Below are 15,151 nucleotides of genomic sequence, written 5' to 3' on the forward strand. Positions count from 1 at the left end.
CAGGGTTTCTCCATGTCCGGTACCGTTTCCCCCCTCGCCCCGAAAACCTTTGCCGAAATGCCCGCCATCCGCGGAGTTCGCATGGCGACTGCCGCCGCGGGCATCAAGTACAAGAACCGCACGGACGTGCTGATGATGGTGTTCGACGAACCCGCCACTGTGGCAGGCGTCTTCACCCGCTCCAAGTGCCCGTCCGCGCCTGTCGATTTCTGCCGTGCGAACCTGCCCGGCGGCACAGCGCGCGCCGTGGTCGTCAACTCCGGCAATGCCAATGCCTTCACCGGCAAGAAGGGACGCGAATCCACCGCGCTCACCGCACAGGCAGCGGCCCGAGCCACCGGTTGCAGCGAGGGTGAAATCTTCCTCGCTTCCACCGGGGTGATCGGCGAACCGCTCGACGCGACCAAGTTCGCAGGCGTTCTCGATGAGCTCGTCGTCTCGGCGACGGGTGATTTCTGGTTCGAGGCCGCCAAGGCGATCATGACGACGGACACCTATCCCAAGGTGGCGACGCGCGTCGCGAAGATCGGCGACGTGGATGTCCGCATCAACGGGATCGCGAAGGGCGCAGGCATGATTGCCCCGGACATGGCGACGATGCTGTCCTTCGTCGTCACCGACGCCGACATACCCGCTCCCGTACTCCAGGCCCTGCTTTCCGAAGCGGTGGAACCTACATTCAATTCGGTGACGGTCGACAGCGACACCTCCACATCCGATACGCTCATGCTCTTTGCAACGGGAGCGGCAGCAGGTGATGGCCAGAAGCCGGTCGCCGGCGCCAACGATACCGCGCTGGCAGGTTTTCGCTCCGCCCTCAATGACCTTCTCCGGGATCTGGCGCTTCAGGTCGTGCGGGATGGCGAGGGTGCGCGCAAGATGGTCGCCGTGACGGTAGAGGGTGCAGAACACGACGCGGCGGCAAAGCGCATTGCGCTGTCGATCGCCAACTCGCCTCTCGTCAAAACCGCGGTCGCGGGCGAAGACGCCAACTGGGGACGCGTGGTGATGGCAGTCGGCAAGTCCGGCGAGATGGCCGACCGCGATCGACTGGCAATATGGTTCGGAGACGTGCGCGTCGCCGTCGACGGAGAGCGCGATCCCGCCTACTCGGAAGCAGCCGCGAGTGCAGTAATGAAGGAACAGGACATCAGCATTCGCGCCGAAATCGGATTGGGCACCGGACGTGCGACGGTATGGACCTGTGATCTCACCAAGGAGTATGTCGAAATCAATGGCGACTACCGCAGTTGACCATGGGAGCAGGAATGTCCCCGCCGCCCTCCTTCGATGCTCGCAACACGGAAGTGAGTGCCATGTCTGATCTGCCGAACGTGCGCCGGCTCGAAGCGGTCGGCTTCAGGGCATGGCCAGCAGCGTCGGTCATCTATGACGGCAGCTGGCTCATCCGCCTGACTGCCGGTCATCCCTCGAAGAGGCTGAATTCGGTCAACCCACTCGATCCCGCTGACTACGGCGATATCCCGATCCGTCTGGAGAAGGCGGCGAAGCGCTTTTCCGACTACGGACGCCCGCTACTGGTGCGCCAGACGCCGCTGACGCCGAAGCAGCTCGTCGCCCACATGGACGAGGCGGGCTGGAGCACGTTCGGGGAGACGATCGTCATGATGGCGGACGTGACGGTGACGGAAAGCGCCGATGGCGTCGATCATCTTCCGAGCCGCGACGTCGGTCGGTTCGTCGACGCCCGCATACGTGTCTGCAACGAGGACCCGATGCTGAAGCCGGGGCTGACCGAGATCATCAACGCGATCAAGCCGCCGGCCGGTCTCTTCATCTTCGAGGAACGGAATTTCGGCCCCGTGGCGGTCTCGCTCGCTGTGCAGGACAATGACCTTGCCGGCATCCTCCAGCTTGGCGTCAAGGCGGAAAGACAGGGTCAGGGTATCGGCACCGACATTCTCGGCGCGTCGATCCGCTGGGCTAAGATCCGCGGCGCGCGGCGTGCCTGGGTGCAGGTCGAAGCCGACAATGCAGCCGGACTTGCGCTGTACCGCAAAACCGGATTCCGTGAAGTCTACCGGTATGCCTACCGAGGACCGGAAAACCCATGAGCGATACGCGCCAGCACCCCATCCTGCTCGTGGCCGCCTGCGCGCTCGTCGACACCGACGGTCGCATCCTGCTTGCGCAACGCCCCGAAGGCAAATCGCTGGCGGGTCTCTGGGAGTTTCCGGGTGGAAAGGTCGAGAAGGGCGAAACGCCCGAGGAGACGCTGATACGGGAACTCGACGAGGAGCTTGGTATCCACACCAAGGTCGCGTGCCTCGCGCCGCTGACGTTCGCGAGCCACACCTATGACGACTTTCACCTGCTGATGCCGCTCTACATCTGCCGACGCTACGAAGGCATCGCCGTCGGGCGTGAGGGACAGGCGCTCAAATGGGTGCGGCCCCGCGATCTCAGGGATTACCCCATGCCGCCGGCGGACGAGCCGCTTATCCCTTTCCTCATCGATTTGCTGTGATATTCCTGCCGCAACCTTAGGATTTGCATGCTTCGTTAATCGATCGTTTATACCCCTGGGGCAAATAATCTCTCTCGAAAACAAGTGTGCGTGTGCGAGAGATTGTTGATGCGTGACGAAGATTTCTGGAACGCGGTCCAGGACAAGGACCTGACGCCTGCCGGATCCACTCGGACCGGCGTCCTGAACCTTGCACTGCTGTTCGGCACTGCCGTGATCGCGCTCGCCCTTGTCCTGACGCCCGTTCTCTCTTCGAAGACGAGCCCAAGGATGATGGCCAATACGCCCGACCAGTTCGACATGATCAAGACGGGTTCGATTCCGTCCGAGGGCACCGGGAAGCGTTATACCGTACGCCGCAGCGTCCTGCAGGAAATGCCGGGCGCGGTCTGCATCATCAACGGTGAAGGGTCCAGCAGCGGCTGCTGAACGTTTCGCAATCCGGCCCGGCCAGACGGTCCGAAAGAGGAATGGAAATGATAGAGAATTTTATTAAGCCATTTCTGAAAGACGAGCGCGGGGCAACGGCTGTCGAATATGGCCTCCTTGCGGCACTTATCGCGATCGGCCTTTTGTCCGGCCTCACCGCGTTCAGCGACTCGCTCAACAACGTGTTCATGACCATCGACACGAGCATCAACGAAGCGGGCTGACGATCGGCGACGCCTAGCTCTCAGGGATGCCTTTCAGCGCATCTGCAAGCCGGACCTTGGCGGAACCCGGCTTCAATGGCTTTTGCTGGCTTTCGTGCGGAGCCCAGCCGGAGGCGTATATGATCGAGAAGGTCGCACGGATGCGCCCGTCCGGGTCCGAGTGGCGCTCGGCGTAAAGTTCGGCCGCACGCAGGAACACCGTCCGCGAAAGCGGCCTGCGACTGCGCGCCGCCAGCGGATTGGCCATGCCCATTGCCCGCAGGTCCTTCATCAGCGGGAAAATCGAGTCGTAGCGGACCGTATAGGTCTCCTTGTCGGTAACCGGCAACGCGAAGCCGCCCCGCTGAAGCAGCGCACCCACTTCCCGGACGTCCGGGAACGGAATGACCCGCGGACTTGCACCGCCCGCAACCTCGCTTTCCGCCGCCAGCAGGACATCGCGCAACTCCTTCAGCGTCTCGCTTCCCGGGATGGCGGCAAGGAACAGGCCGTCCGGCGCAAGCGCGCGGCGTATCTGCACGAAAACTCCCGGAGTATCGCCGGTAAGGTGGAGCGACAGCGGCGAGACGATGAGGTTCACCGATTGCGGATCCAGCGGGACGATTTCGAGGGATGAAACGGTCACCGTGGCACCATCGTCTGCAAAGCGCTGATCCGTCTCGATCCGTTCGATCGAGCCGACCTTGCCGGTGGCGGCAAGCGCCTTTGCCGTGGTTCCCGTGTAACCGTGCAGTTCGGCCGCGTGCTCGAAGTGGCGCTCGACGACACTCAGGCGCTCCGCAAGTTCGCGCGCCGCGATATCGAGCAGAAAATCTGCGCGGTCCGGGCTCGAAAGCGCCCGAACACGGTTCCTCTCGATGAGAGCCTGGTCAAAAAGTGTCTCCACGGCTGTCGTCCAATCCGCTAAGTTTCTGCTGCGGGTCCCTGTTGCCCGCCATCTTCGCACCGCTTTGGCCGCACACAGATAGTAAAGTCAACCTGATGTCGCAAAGACTGACGAGCAGATTGCGCGGACGTGTCGTTTCCGCCCTGACCACTGTGGCGGGTGCGGCGGTCGACTTCGCCTATCCGCCCTCCTGCTTCGGCTGCGGTGTCTTGCTCGAGCGGGACCAGGGCATCTGCGGTCGCTGCTGGTCCGCCGTCCGCTTCATCGAGCGCCCCTATTGCGAGGTCCTGGGGCTACCCTTTTCCCACGACCTCGGGCGGGAGATACTGAGTGCAGAGGCGATTGCTAACCCGCCGCCCTTTGACCGCCTTCGCTCTGCCGCCCTGCACGACGAGCTGGCCAGAGGGCTCGTGCACGCCTTGAAATACCGCGACCGGACCGATCTGGCCCGCATCATGGCGCGGTGGATGGTAAGGGCGGCCGACGGTGCGCTCGATACATGCGATGCGATCGTGCCCGTGCCCCTCCACCGCACGCGCCTGCTTTGGCGCAAGTTCAACCAGTCGGCCGAACTTGCCCGCGCGATCGGCCGCATCTCCGGCAAGCCCGTTATCGTCGATGCCATCAAGCGGACCCGGCGGACCCGGCGACAGGTAGGTCTTGGCGCGCGCGCCCGCGAAGACAACGTCCGCGGCGCCTTCGCGGTGACGGAAACAGGCCGGATCTCGCTTGCGGGCAAGCGCATCGTGCTTGTCGACGATGTCTACACGACCGGTGCCACCGTTTCGTCCATTAGCCGTGTTCTCAAGCGTGCGGGCGCCCGCGAGGTTGTGGTTTTGACCTTTGCAAGGGCCATGGCAGAACCTATATGAAGATCAAGCGCGAGCCGCGCAAACTGATGGAGCATGTGTTTTATGGCACCGGTGGTAATCTATACGCGACAGTTCTGCGGCTATTGCAGTGCGGCGAAGAAACTCCTCGAGAACAAGGGCGTTCCGTTCGAGGAACATGACGCGACCCACTCCCAGGAACTACGCCAGGAGATGATCCGCAAGGCGAATGGCAGGAGCACCTTCCCGCAGATCTTCATCGGCGAGGAACATATTGGTGGCTGCGACGACCTGCATGCGCTCGATCGCGAGGGCAAGCTCGATCCGTTGCTGGCCGCCTGAGGAGACTGTCGATGACCGTCAAGATCGCCGCCATCCAGATGTGCTCCGGGGTTGACCCTGAGAAGAACGTCGCGACGCTGGCACGTCTCGTCGAAAGCGCTGCAGCGGCGGGGGCGGTCTATGTACAGACTCCGGAAATGACCGGGGCGATCCAGAAGAATCGCGCCGGGCTCCAGGCCATATTGAAGCCGGAAGAGGAAGACATTGTCGTGCGCCGGGCGGCATTGCTCGCCCGCGACCTCGGGATCTTCCTGCATATCGGATCCACCGCCATCGCGCGGCCGGACGGCAAGGTCGCCAATCGCGGCTTCCTCTTCGCCCCCGGCGGAGAGCGCGTATGCAGTTACGACAAGATCCACATGTTCGACGTGGATCTCGACAACGGCGAGAGCTGGAGGGAAAGCTCGGTCTATGCACCCGGCAGCACAGCACGCGTTGCTAGTCTTCCGTTCGCTAAGCTCGGTTTCGCCATCTGTTACGACGTGCGGTTCCCCGAGCTCTTCAAGGCAGAAGCACAGGCCGGTGCCGAGATCATTTCCCTGCCTGCGGCGTTCACGCGCCAGACCGGCGAGGCCCATTGGGAAACGCTCCTGAAAGCCCGTGCGATCGAGAATGGCGTCTTCGTCATCGCCGCCGCTCAGGCAGGCCTGCATGAGGACGGCCGGGAGACGTTCGGTCATTCGATGATCATCGACCCCTGGGGCCGGGTTCTCGCCTCTGCAGGCGGCACCGGCGAGGATGTCATCACCGCCGAAGTAGACCTGTCCGCCGTCGCCGCCGCCCGCGCGAAGATCCCCAATCTGAAGAACGGTCGTCCGTTCACGGTGGAGGAGATCGCGCTGCCAGCGAAAGGAGGCGTTGCCGCTTGATCCGTTTTGATCTGATCTGTGACCACGGGCACGAATTCGAGGGCTGGTTCACCTCCGGAAGCGATTTCGACCGGCAGCAGGAAAGGCACCTCGTCACATGTCCCGCCTGCGGCTCTGCCACTGTCTCCAAAAGGCTGATGGCACCGGCGGTATCCACCGCCCGCAGCAGGGAAGGGCAGCACAGCCTCGTCATGAACCCGCAGCAGCAGGAAATGGTGAGCAAGCTGCGCGAAATCGTCGACACGATCCGCGCGAACGCCGACGACGTAGGAGAACGCTTTCCCGAGGAAGCCCGCAAGGTCCACTACGGAGAGACGGAACAACGCGGACTGATCGGCCGCGCGAGCGCCGAAGAGGCAAAGGCGCTGATCGAGGAAGGGATCCAGATTGCTCCCCTGCCCGTTCTGCCGGACGACGTGAACTGAGTGTCGTCACGGCCGTATCATCTTGCGATGTACAATTTCGGCCTCCATGTCGACGACTATGAGAGCCCGGCGGTAGAGGGCTTCCGCCTGCGCGAGGCTGCGAATTTCGAGGCGGCATCGCGCGCGAGCGGTTTCGTTGCACGCTCCGCCTATCCGGACGAACAGGACCTCGAATGCTGGGGTCCGCAGCAGTTCCCCCGCTTCCTGGAAGGGAGCGGCTTCGAGAGCGGGCCTTCCTCGCTCTCCCTCTGGACCGACATCGAATCCTTGATGGCCTTTTCCTACAACGGCGTTCATGCGGATGCCCTGAAGCATGCCCGCAAGTGGAACCGGAAACAGGCCTGGCCGCCTCTCGTACTCTGGTGGGTGCCGGAAGGCGAACGGCCGACGTGGGCGGAAGGGGCCGGGCGGCTGGAACATCTGCATGACCATGGAGCGAGCAGCCGCGCCTTCACGTTCAAGCTGCCCTTTGATCGCACCGGGTCACCCTACTCCGTCGACCGGACCGCTATGCGCGAAAAAGTGCTGGCAAACAGACCTGGCCAGGCGGATCTGCTTTCGCACGTTCGCGCACTGAAGGCCTGATCACTTCGCTCGCGCGGCAACCATCATGTAGTTGACATCCATGTCCTTCGACAGGTTCCACTGATTGGACAGCGGACTGAAGAATACTCCTGTTCGCTCGACGACCGTAAGACCGGCTGCCGAAAGCGGACGCTCGATTTCTTCTGGACGCACGAGTTTCTCGTACTGATGCGTACCGCGCGGTAGCCAGCGCAGAATGTTCTCGGCCGCAAATATTGCGAGCGCCGCGGCCTTGAGCGTCCGGTTGATGGTGGCCACGAACATCATGCCGCCGGGACGCACCATGGATGCACAGGTCGACAGGAAGAAGTCGACATCGGCGACATGCTCCACGACCTCCATGTTGAGGACGATATCGAACGTCTCGCCCGCCTCGGCGAGCGCTTCCGCCGTGACCGCCCGATAATCGACGGCAACTCCGCTCCCAGCCGCATGCGCCTTGGCAATACCGATGTTCTTCTCGGACGCATCGGCTCCGATCACATCCGCTCCCATCCGCGCTATCGGCTCCGACAGAAGTCCGCCGCCGCAACCGATATCGAGAACGCGCAGCCCCTCCAGCGGCCTGTGGCCGCGGGGATCGCGTCCGAAATGCTGCGACACGAGATCGCGGATGTAGGTGAGCCGGACGGGATTGAACTTGTGGAGCGGACGGAACTTGCCCGTCGGATCCCACCATTCCGCAGCCATCGCCGAGAAGCGGTCGACTTCCGCCTGGTCAATCGTCGTGCGTGATGGCTCGTTCATGGCGTTTTCCTGTACTGCTGCCCGTTTGAAGTCGGACGGCTGGACACGGATGTCAAGGGCCTTGAGGAGGACAGGCAAATTCGACGCACCGGCGGTTCCCTTCCGCGCGGCGCGGGGGTCCTTGCAGCGGCCACTGTTGTAGCTTATCACCACGGAAGGACTTTGCCGCGAAAGTTGCACCGGACGCGGTCGGCCAGTTACCACTTCCGGATTTCAAGGACATGACGGAGCGCCCCCGGAGCAGATCTGGTAAAGTTTTCTTCGTCGTTTTGCTGCTGTGTATCGTCGCCGCGATCACCGCCACTTTCCTGGCCGCCAACAACCTGCGCAACCTGAACACCCTGCTCGTCCGGTTCGGCTTCGAGCCGATCGACCTCTTGGGAGCACAGGCGCCGGTCGAGCCCCGTAAGAAGCAGGCCGTACGCAAGGAACCGCCACGCCCTCAGGTTGAACTCCCGGACCACCTCATGGCGGGACAGGGGGCCCTTGAGACGAAGTTCATCCGGTCCATCCGAAGGAACCCGCGCGCGCTCTGCGACGACCTCCAGAAGAGGGGGATCGTCAGTTCAGGATGGAAGGAAGGTCTGCTCGAGACCGGCGGTTGGGAATGCTCGGCGTTCCGGGAATATCCATCCGGTGAAAAGGACGGCGCCGCCCCCTCTTCGACGTTCCTTTCCATTCGCGGATCGAAGGAAGAGTTCGTCACGAGCTTCAGGATAAAGCTCAACATCGAGAATACCGAAAGCCAGAAACAGGTCACCGACGCGGTCATTGCGGCAACCGAGGTGTTTCTGGCGGAAGTTCGATGGAACGACGCGCCTGAGATCCTCGACAACATCCGGGCACTCAAGGAGTTCGACGTGGTACGGTTCGGAAACCGGATCCAGCTGAAGAGGGAAGCGGGAGACACGCCACGCTTCAATTTTCTCGTGACTCCGGATCGCAAGCGCCCCGCCAATCCGTACCTTCCTGACTACTTCGACCGTGACCGCTGGCTTCCCCTCCCCGATGATGCCGCCGGAAAACGCTGACGTCTTGCGGCGAAGGTGTTTTGCGTTCACGATCAGGCAGTTCCAGTAGGAGATCCGCCCGGAGAACGCCTTGCAGGAAAGCATCCGCCATCGCGGCTTCTCGATGCGCTCCGAACGTGGAAGGCCGCGAGGCATGCCGTGGTTGACAGCAACGGTTGCGGTGAGCCTCGTGCTGCCGGTTGCTGCCATGGGTGCAGGCCTGCCCGACGGCTTGTTGTCGGGCGAGCAACTGTGGACCGACAGGCCGGTCCGGATAGACCGGGCGAAACAGACATTCGAGCGGATCGAGATCGAACGGCCAGTCCTGCCGTTGAGCCTCGACATTCCCTCCCGGGTTATCGTCTTCGATAGCACGTCCTTCCTGCACGAAGGGCGGATCTACGTCTTAAATGGAGGAATTGCCGTTGGCCCGCGCAGGCTTTGCCACGACGAGGCCCAGCGGGTCTTCACCTGCGGCCAGCAGGCACGCCTCTACCTCAAGCGGTTGATCGCCACGCGGACACTGCAGTGCCGGGAACTCTATCGCGTTGCGATCGCGCACTTCGTGGACTGCTACATTGGTGGCAGGGATCTCTCCGAGATCCTCGTCGCAAAGGGGGCTGCCTGGGCGGCGACGCGATCGCTGCAGAATGCGCAGCGCCAGAGCATGAACGAGGGGCGCGGCATATGGACAGACACGGAATGCCGCGCGCAGGCGCACTGCGCGTCCGAGTCCACCGCCCGGTAAAGCTGCCCCGCCAGCCGCCGCCCTTGCAGGCTTGGATACGGACCACGGATGGGAGCAGAAACTGTTTCCTCCGTCAGCGATCTCGCTTATGACGGTTCCATGAAATCGCTGTTGAGCCGGATCGTTCGCCCAGTGCCTGCATCAGATCCCGAGAATACCCGCCGCAGGAGACTGCGGATCGACGACATGCCGTTTCCGATCTACGCGATCGGGGATGTTCACGGCTGTTACGACGAATTGATCGACGCAGAGAGGAGGGTGTTGGCTGACCTCGGTTCCCCCGACCGAGAGGCGACCCTGATCTACCTCGGCGACTATGTGGATCGCGGGCCGAATTCGAAGGCTGTTCTGGATCATCTCGCGCGCCGCAACCATGGCGACGGCCTTACGCGCATCGCTCTATGCGGCAATCACGACGATGCGTTCCTCAGCTTCATCAACGACCCCGCGAACACGATGTACTGGCTGGATTTCGGCGGGGACGCGACTCTGCGCTCCTACGGCATCGAGCCCTACCAGTATTTCGGACGCTCGGGCGGGCTGACCGAGTTGAAGTTGCGGATGAAAGAGGTGATCCCGCAGGAGCATGTCAACTTCCTGCAGTATCTCCCCATCGCGCTCCAAGTTCGCAGCGTCGTCTTCGTCCATGCCGGCGTTCGCCCCGGCGTTCCCATGGAACGGCAGAGCGACGAGGATCTCATCTGGATCCGAGAACCGTTCCTGACCGAAGGACCGCGCCTTCCGCTCGTGGTCATCCACGGCCACACCGCGTCCCAGGAGCCCGTCTTCGACGAGCGCCGCATCTGCATCGATACCTGCTGCTATGCAACGGGGCGGCTCGCCGTCCTGAGGTTGGGACCGCACGGAGCCCATATTCTCTGAAGACAATGCCGAGGGCCCGGCGACCAACCGCCGGTGCCATCGTGCCAGACGGCGATTGCCGTCGCTCCCTGCCTAGTGGCGGCCGAACTCATCCTCAATGCGAATGATGTCGTCCTCGCCGAGGTAGGATCCCGTCTGGACCTCGATGAGTTCGAGCAGGATCTTCCCCGGATTTGCGAGGCGATGGACCTCGCCCTGGGGAATGTAGACAGACTCGTTTTCGCGTAGCGGAACCGTCTTGGTCCCGATCGTCACCTCCGCGGTGCCGCGCACGACGATCCAGTGTTCCGAGCGATGGTGGTGCTTTTGCAGGGAGAGCCGCTTGCCTGGCGTCACGAACAGACGCTTGACCTGGAACCGGTCGCCGTTCAGCACCGATGTATAGCCGCCCCAGGGTCGATAGGATGTGCGGTGCGTTTCCGTGAGCTTGGCGGTCTCCGCGATCGCAGCGAGGTGCTTGACCATCTTGCCTACACTCTGGCTATCCTCCAGGCGTCCGACATAGACGGCATCCTCGCTCGCGATGACCGCCAGATCGTCCAGCCCCTGAACGGCGACGTGGATATCCTTCGAAAGGACGAGGGAATTGCGCGTATCGAGCAACGTCGCCCTTCCATCCGAAACATTGCCCTGTTCATCGTGCTTGCCGAGCTTCCAGACCGAGTCCCAGCTGCCGAGATCCGACCAGGTGATCGGGGAGGGAACAACCGCGGCAATCGGTGTTTTCTCGAAGACCGCGTAGTCCACGGAAATGTCCGGTGCGCGTGCAAATGCCTCCGCGTCGAGCCTCTCGAAATCGAGATCCCGTTCGGCTTTTGCAAGCGCATCGCCGACTGCCTCGACAACCGCGCTGGCATGGACGCGCAACTCCTTGAGGAACGGACCGACCGGCAACATGAACATACCGGAGTTCCAGAGATAGTTGCCGGACGCCAGCATCTCTTCGGCGCGGTCGCGATCCGGCTTTTCTACGAACCGCTTCACAGCATGCGCTCCGCTTGAAAGCGGATCGCCTATTTCGATGTAGCCATAACCGGTAGCGGGTTCCGTCGGGGTGATGCCGAAGGTCACGAGCCGGCCAGCCTCAGCCGCTTCGCGGGCCTTGCGAATGCAATCGAAATAGACGCTGTCGGCGGTGATCTCGTGATCGGAGGCAAGGACCTGCATGATCGCATCTTCGCCGAAGGCCGCGGCCGTGATGAGTGCAGCCACGGCCAGAGCCGGTGCGGTGTTCCGCGCCACGGGCTCGAGCACGATCGATTTCAATTCAACACCCGCGGACCTGGCCTGCTCGGCGACAAGAAAGCGGAAATCCGCGTTGGTCACGACGATCGGCTGCTCGTAAAGCGCCGGATCGGAGACCCTTTCGAGGGTCTTCTGAAAGAGCGTCTTGTCGCCCAGAAATTCCAGAAACTGCTTCGGTGCCGAAGCGCGAGACAAAGGCCACAACCGGGTGCCTTTTCCACCGGCCATGATGACGGGTACAATCTTGTCAGTCATAAACTCTCATTCCCAAAACCAGCAACCGATATAGGTCAGCAAGGCGGAGTGTCCACCCCGGAACGATGGATGCACGAATGCCCACTCCCCTCTGCGTGGAGCAAATCTACCGGAAACTGATTAAGGAAGATGTCCCGTGCGGACGATTTTCACGGCCGCGGACTATCAATCATGCCGAAGCCGCAGAAGAATCGGCAAAGAAAAACCCCGCACATGGCGGGGTTGCTTCAAGAGGCTGTTCCTGACTTTCAGGCAGGAATGACGATGCCCTGCAGCGTGGTCAGCTGGGCCAGATGGCTCTCCAGTCCGTGACGCTGTTCATCGGTGGTCGCGCCGGCAAGCTCGTTGCGGGCGATTTCGATGCGCTTGGCAATGTCTTCGCGATTGACTTCGTCCACGTGGACCGCCGATTCCGCGAGAACCGTGCAACCGGTCGGCAGGATATCCGCAAAGCCGCCGAAAATGACGAACCGATCGGTCGTGCCGTCAGCGAAACGGACAGTGATCACGCCGGGCTTGATCGTCGTCATCGTCGGGGCGTGATTGGCCATAACGGTCATTTCGCCCTCGGTTGCCGGAATGACGACTTCGCTGACGCTTGCCGACAGGAGCAGGCGCTCAGGGGAAACGAGTTCGAGATTGAAGCTATCGGCCATAACGATTCACTTTTTCTGATCTGGTCAGAGCTGGGAAGACGCCCGCCCGAGCGGGCGCCTTTCGGCATTGGCTTATCAAGCGGCTTCGGCAGCCAGCTTCTTTGCCTTCTCGACGGCTTCCTCGATGGAGCCGACCATGTAGAAGGCAGCTTCCGGCAGGTGGTCGTACTCGCCGTTCACGAGGCCCTTGAAGCCCTTGATCGTGTCTTCGAGAGCAACCAGCTTGCCCGGGGAACCGGTGAACACTTCGGCGACGAAGAACGGCTGGGACAGGAAGCGCTCGATCTTGCGGGCGCGGGCCACGGCCAGCTTGTCGTCTTCGGAGAGTTCGTCCATGCCGAGGATGGCGATGATGTCCTGGAGCGACTTGTAGCGCTGCAGGGTCGTCTGCACCTTGCGCGACACTTCGTAGTGCTCTTCGCCGACGATCATCGGGTCGAGCATGCGCGAGGTCGAGTCGAGCGGGTCAACGGCCGGGTAGATACCCTTTTCAGCGATCGAACGCGACAGAACCGTCGTTGCGTCCAGGTGGGCGAACGAGGTTGCCGGTGCCGGGTCGGTCAAGTCGTCGGCGGGAACGTAGATCGCCTGAACCGAGGTGATCGAGCCCTTGGTGGTCGTGGTGATGCGTTCCTGCATCTGGCCCATGTCGGTTGCGAGCGTCGGCTGATAGCCCACGGCCGAAGGAATACGGCCGAGAAGTGCCGACACTTCCGAACCCGCCTGGGTGAAGCGGAAGATGTTGTCGACGAAGAACAGAACGTCCTGGCCCTTGTCGCGGAAGTCTTCTGCGATCGTCAGACCGGTCAGTGCCACGCGGGCGCGTGCACCCGGCGGCTCGTTCATCTGGCCGTATACGAGGGCTGCCTTGGAGCCTTCGCCACCGCCGTGCTTGTTAACGCCGGACTCGATCATTTCGTGGTAGAGGTCGTTGCCTTCGCGGGTACGCTCACCCACGCCTGCGAACACCGAGTAACCACCGTGCGCCTTGGCGACGTTGTTGATCAGTTCCATGATGAGAACGGTCTTGCCGACGCCTGCACCGCCGAAGAGGCCGATCTTGCCACCCTTTGCATACGGAGCGAGAAGGTCGACGACCTTGATGCCGGTGACGAGGATCTGTGCTTCCGTGGACTGCTCAACGTAGGCCGGAGCGTCCTGGTGGATCGCACGCTTGGAAGCGGTGACCAGCGGACCGGCTTCATCGACGGGCTCGCCGATGACGTTCATGATACGGCCGAGCGTTTCGTCGCCGACCGGTACCGAGATCGGTGCGCCGGTGTCGGTGACGGCCTGGCCGCGGACGAGACCTTCGGTCGAGTCCATGGCGATCGTGCGGACGGTGTTCTCGCCGAGGTGCTGGGCGACTTCGAGAACCAAGCGGTTGCCGTGGTTGTCGGTTTCCAGCGCGTTCAGGATGAGCGGCAGTCCACCTTCGAACGCCACGTCGACGACGGCGCCGATGACCTGCGTCACGCGGCCGGTTGCGCCCTTGGCGCTGACCGACGATACGGTGGAAGCGGCCTTAGCAGTTGCCGTCTTGCGCGGTGCAGCGGGCTTCTTTTCCGCCGCGGTTTCTTTCGGGGTAGCTGCCTTAGCCATGATTCTTACCCTCTTTGTCCTGGTCCTTAGAGCGCTTCAGCGCCCGAGATGATTTCGATGAGTTCCTTGGTGATCTGAGCCTGACGCTGGCGGTTGTAGCTGAGCGTCAGCTTATTGATCATCTCACCGGCATTACGTGTCGCGTTGTCCATGGCGCTCATCTTGGCACCCATTTCACCGGCGACGTTCTCGAGCAAGGCCCGGAAGATCTGAACGGAAATGTTGCGCGGGATGAGATCGCTGAGGATCGCTGCAGCATCCGGCTCGTAGTCGTAGATCGCCGAGGCATTGTCCTGCGCAACAGCTTCGCCGGCGGATGCCGGGATCAACTGCTGAGCCGTCGGGATCTGCGCGATGACCGACTTGAACTCGGAATAGAACAGCGTGCAGACGTCGAACTCGCCCTTTTCGAAGAGCCCGATCACCTTGCGGCCGATGACATCCGCGTTGCCGAAACCGATGCGCTTCACTTCGCGAAGATCGACACGGTCAATGATCAGCGACGCAAATTCGCGGCGAAGGATATCGAAGCCCTTCTTGCCGACGCAGATGATCTTGACCGTCTTGCCGTTCGCCAGAAGCTTGCGCGTGTGGTCACGGGCGAGGCGGGCGATCTGCGAGTTGAAACCGCCGCAAAGACCGCGTTCAGCCGTGCAGACGACGAGCAGGTGCACGTCGTCCTTGCCGGTACCCGTCATCAGGCGCGGAGCGCTCTCGTCCTGGCCGACCGCCTGAGCGATGTTGGCCAGAACAGAACTCATGCGCTGCGAATAGGGCCGCGCGGCCTCGGCCGCCTCCTGCGCACGCCGAAGCTTCGCCGCGGCGACCATTTTCATCGCCTTGGTGATCTTCTGCGTCGCCTTGACGGAGGCGATCCGGTTTTTCAGATCCTTAAGTGAAGGCATCCGTTGTCCGTCCTAGAATGGAA

General features: G+C 62.2%; 19 protein-coding genes. 13 read left to right on the forward strand and 6 right to left on the reverse strand.

What is annotated here, in order from left to right; genetic code table 11:
- Nucleotides 1-12: 12 nt before the first annotated feature.
- The 5 genes from argJ to F3Y30_RS01660 all read left to right on the forward strand — a co-directional run bounded on the left by argJ (nucleotide 13) and on the right by F3Y30_RS01660 (nucleotide 3,141).
- A complete protein-coding gene (gene argJ, locus F3Y30_RS01640; protein ID WP_203424850.1) occupies nucleotides 13-1,254 on the forward strand; it encodes a bifunctional glutamate N-acetyltransferase/amino-acid acetyltransferase ArgJ in 1,242 nt (413 codons plus the stop codon).
- 14 nt (nucleotides 1,255-1,268) lie between these two features.
- Nucleotides 1,269-2,075 (forward strand): GNAT family N-acetyltransferase, encoded by an 807-nt coding sequence (locus F3Y30_RS01645; RefSeq protein WP_246752843.1) that lies wholly within the window; start codon nucleotides 1,269-1,271, stop codon nucleotides 2,073-2,075.
- A complete protein-coding gene (gene mutT / locus F3Y30_RS01650; RefSeq protein WP_203424851.1) occupies nucleotides 2,072-2,488 on the forward strand; it encodes an 8-oxo-dGTP diphosphatase MutT in 417 nt (138 codons plus the stop codon). The genes F3Y30_RS01645 and mutT overlap by 4 nt, the downstream gene beginning before the upstream one ends.
- 108 nt (nucleotides 2,489-2,596) lie before the next feature.
- The gene (locus tag F3Y30_RS01655) at nucleotides 2,597-2,917 is read left to right on the forward strand and encodes a hypothetical protein (RefSeq protein ID WP_203424852.1); all 321 of its coding nucleotides are present in this window, start codon (nucleotides 2,597-2,599) and stop codon (nucleotides 2,915-2,917) included.
- Between the two features lie 47 nt (nucleotides 2,918-2,964).
- Nucleotides 2,965-3,141, forward strand: coding sequence for a Flp family type IVb pilin (locus F3Y30_RS01660; protein ID WP_203424853.1), 177 nt, complete (start codon nucleotides 2,965-2,967; stop codon nucleotides 3,139-3,141).
- A 13-nt stretch (nucleotides 3,142-3,154) separates the two neighbouring features.
- Here the strand turns inward: F3Y30_RS01660 and F3Y30_RS01665 are convergent, their stop codons facing one another.
- Nucleotides 3,155-4,027 (reverse strand): class I SAM-dependent methyltransferase, encoded by an 873-nt coding sequence (locus F3Y30_RS01665; RefSeq protein WP_203424854.1) that lies wholly within the window; start codon nucleotides 4,025-4,027, stop codon nucleotides 3,155-3,157.
- 95 nt (nucleotides 4,028-4,122) lie between these two features.
- Here F3Y30_RS01665 and F3Y30_RS01670 point away from each other — a divergent pair, with 95 nt between their 5' ends.
- From F3Y30_RS01670 to F3Y30_RS01690, 5 genes are read left to right on the forward strand one after another with little or no spacing between them, the layout of a single operon-like run.
- Nucleotides 4,123-4,899 carry a ComF family protein gene (locus F3Y30_RS01670; protein WP_203424855.1) on the forward strand — a complete coding sequence of 259 codons (777 nt, stop codon included), beginning with the start codon at nucleotides 4,123-4,125 and terminating at the stop codon, nucleotides 4,897-4,899.
- Nucleotides 4,900-4,941: 42 nt separating this feature from the next.
- Nucleotides 4,942-5,199: a glutaredoxin 3 gene (gene grxC / locus F3Y30_RS01675; protein WP_203424856.1), complete on the forward strand. Its 258-nt coding sequence runs from the start codon at nucleotides 4,942-4,944 to the stop codon at nucleotides 5,197-5,199.
- A gap of 11 nt (nucleotides 5,200-5,210) precedes the next feature.
- Entirely contained in the window at nucleotides 5,211-6,068 is an 858-nt protein-coding gene (locus tag F3Y30_RS01680) for a carbon-nitrogen hydrolase family protein (protein ID WP_203424857.1), read from the forward strand.
- The gene (locus F3Y30_RS01685) at nucleotides 6,065-6,493 is read left to right on the forward strand and encodes a DUF1178 family protein (RefSeq protein ID WP_203424858.1); all 429 of its coding nucleotides are present in this window, start codon (nucleotides 6,065-6,067) and stop codon (nucleotides 6,491-6,493) included. The genes F3Y30_RS01680 and F3Y30_RS01685 overlap by 4 nt, the downstream gene beginning before the upstream one ends.
- Nucleotides 6,494-6,520: 27 nt before the next feature.
- On the forward strand, nucleotides 6,521-7,078 hold the full coding sequence (locus tag F3Y30_RS01690; RefSeq protein WP_203426447.1) for a DUF3291 domain-containing protein: 558 nt from the start codon (nucleotides 6,521-6,523) through the stop codon (nucleotides 7,076-7,078).
- Here F3Y30_RS01690 and ubiG read toward each other — a convergent pair whose 3' ends face one another.
- Nucleotides 7,079-7,825 (reverse strand): bifunctional 2-polyprenyl-6-hydroxyphenol methylase/3-demethylubiquinol 3-O-methyltransferase UbiG, encoded by a 747-nt coding sequence (gene ubiG / locus F3Y30_RS01695; protein ID WP_203424859.1) that lies wholly within the window; start codon nucleotides 7,823-7,825, stop codon nucleotides 7,079-7,081.
- A 221-nt stretch (nucleotides 7,826-8,046) separates the two neighbouring features.
- On the opposite strand from ubiG, the gene F3Y30_RS01700 reads away from it, so the two are divergent.
- From F3Y30_RS01700 to F3Y30_RS01710, 3 genes are all read left to right on the forward strand, one after another.
- Entirely contained in the window at nucleotides 8,047-8,856 is an 810-nt protein-coding gene (locus F3Y30_RS01700) for a DUF6030 family protein (protein WP_203424860.1), read from the forward strand.
- Between the two features lie 133 nt (nucleotides 8,857-8,989).
- A complete protein-coding gene (locus F3Y30_RS01705; protein ID WP_203424861.1) occupies nucleotides 8,990-9,583 on the forward strand; it encodes a hypothetical protein in 594 nt (197 codons plus the stop codon).
- A gap of 48 nt (nucleotides 9,584-9,631) precedes the next feature.
- Nucleotides 9,632-10,465, forward strand: coding sequence for a metallophosphoesterase family protein (locus tag F3Y30_RS01710; RefSeq protein WP_246752844.1), 834 nt, complete (start codon nucleotides 9,632-9,634; stop codon nucleotides 10,463-10,465).
- Nucleotides 10,466-10,537: 72 nt separating this feature from the next.
- Here the strand turns inward: F3Y30_RS01710 and F3Y30_RS01715 are convergent, their stop codons facing one another.
- The 4 genes from F3Y30_RS01715 to F3Y30_RS01730 form a co-directional block, all read right to left on the reverse strand.
- A complete protein-coding gene (locus tag F3Y30_RS01715; RefSeq protein ID WP_203424862.1) occupies nucleotides 10,538-11,965 on the reverse strand; it encodes a mannose-1-phosphate guanylyltransferase/mannose-6-phosphate isomerase in 1,428 nt (475 codons plus the stop codon).
- A gap of 248 nt (nucleotides 11,966-12,213) precedes the next feature.
- Entirely contained in the window at nucleotides 12,214-12,621 is a 408-nt protein-coding gene (locus F3Y30_RS01720; RefSeq protein WP_203424863.1) for a F0F1 ATP synthase subunit epsilon, read from the reverse strand.
- A 75-nt stretch (nucleotides 12,622-12,696) separates the two neighbouring features.
- Nucleotides 12,697-14,223, reverse strand: a complete 1,527-nt coding sequence (gene atpD, locus F3Y30_RS01725; protein WP_203424864.1) for a F0F1 ATP synthase subunit beta — start codon at nucleotides 14,221-14,223, stop codon at nucleotides 12,697-12,699.
- Between the two features lie 26 nt (nucleotides 14,224-14,249).
- The gene (locus tag F3Y30_RS01730) at nucleotides 14,250-15,128 is read right to left on the reverse strand and encodes a F0F1 ATP synthase subunit gamma (protein ID WP_203424865.1); all 879 of its coding nucleotides are present in this window, start codon (nucleotides 15,126-15,128) and stop codon (nucleotides 14,250-14,252) included.
- Between the last annotated feature and the right edge of the window lie 23 nt (nucleotides 15,129-15,151).

It is taken from the genome of Sinorhizobium sp. BG8 (genome assembly GCF_016864555.1).
Classification (GTDB): domain Bacteria; phylum Pseudomonadota; class Alphaproteobacteria; order Rhizobiales; family Rhizobiaceae; genus BG8.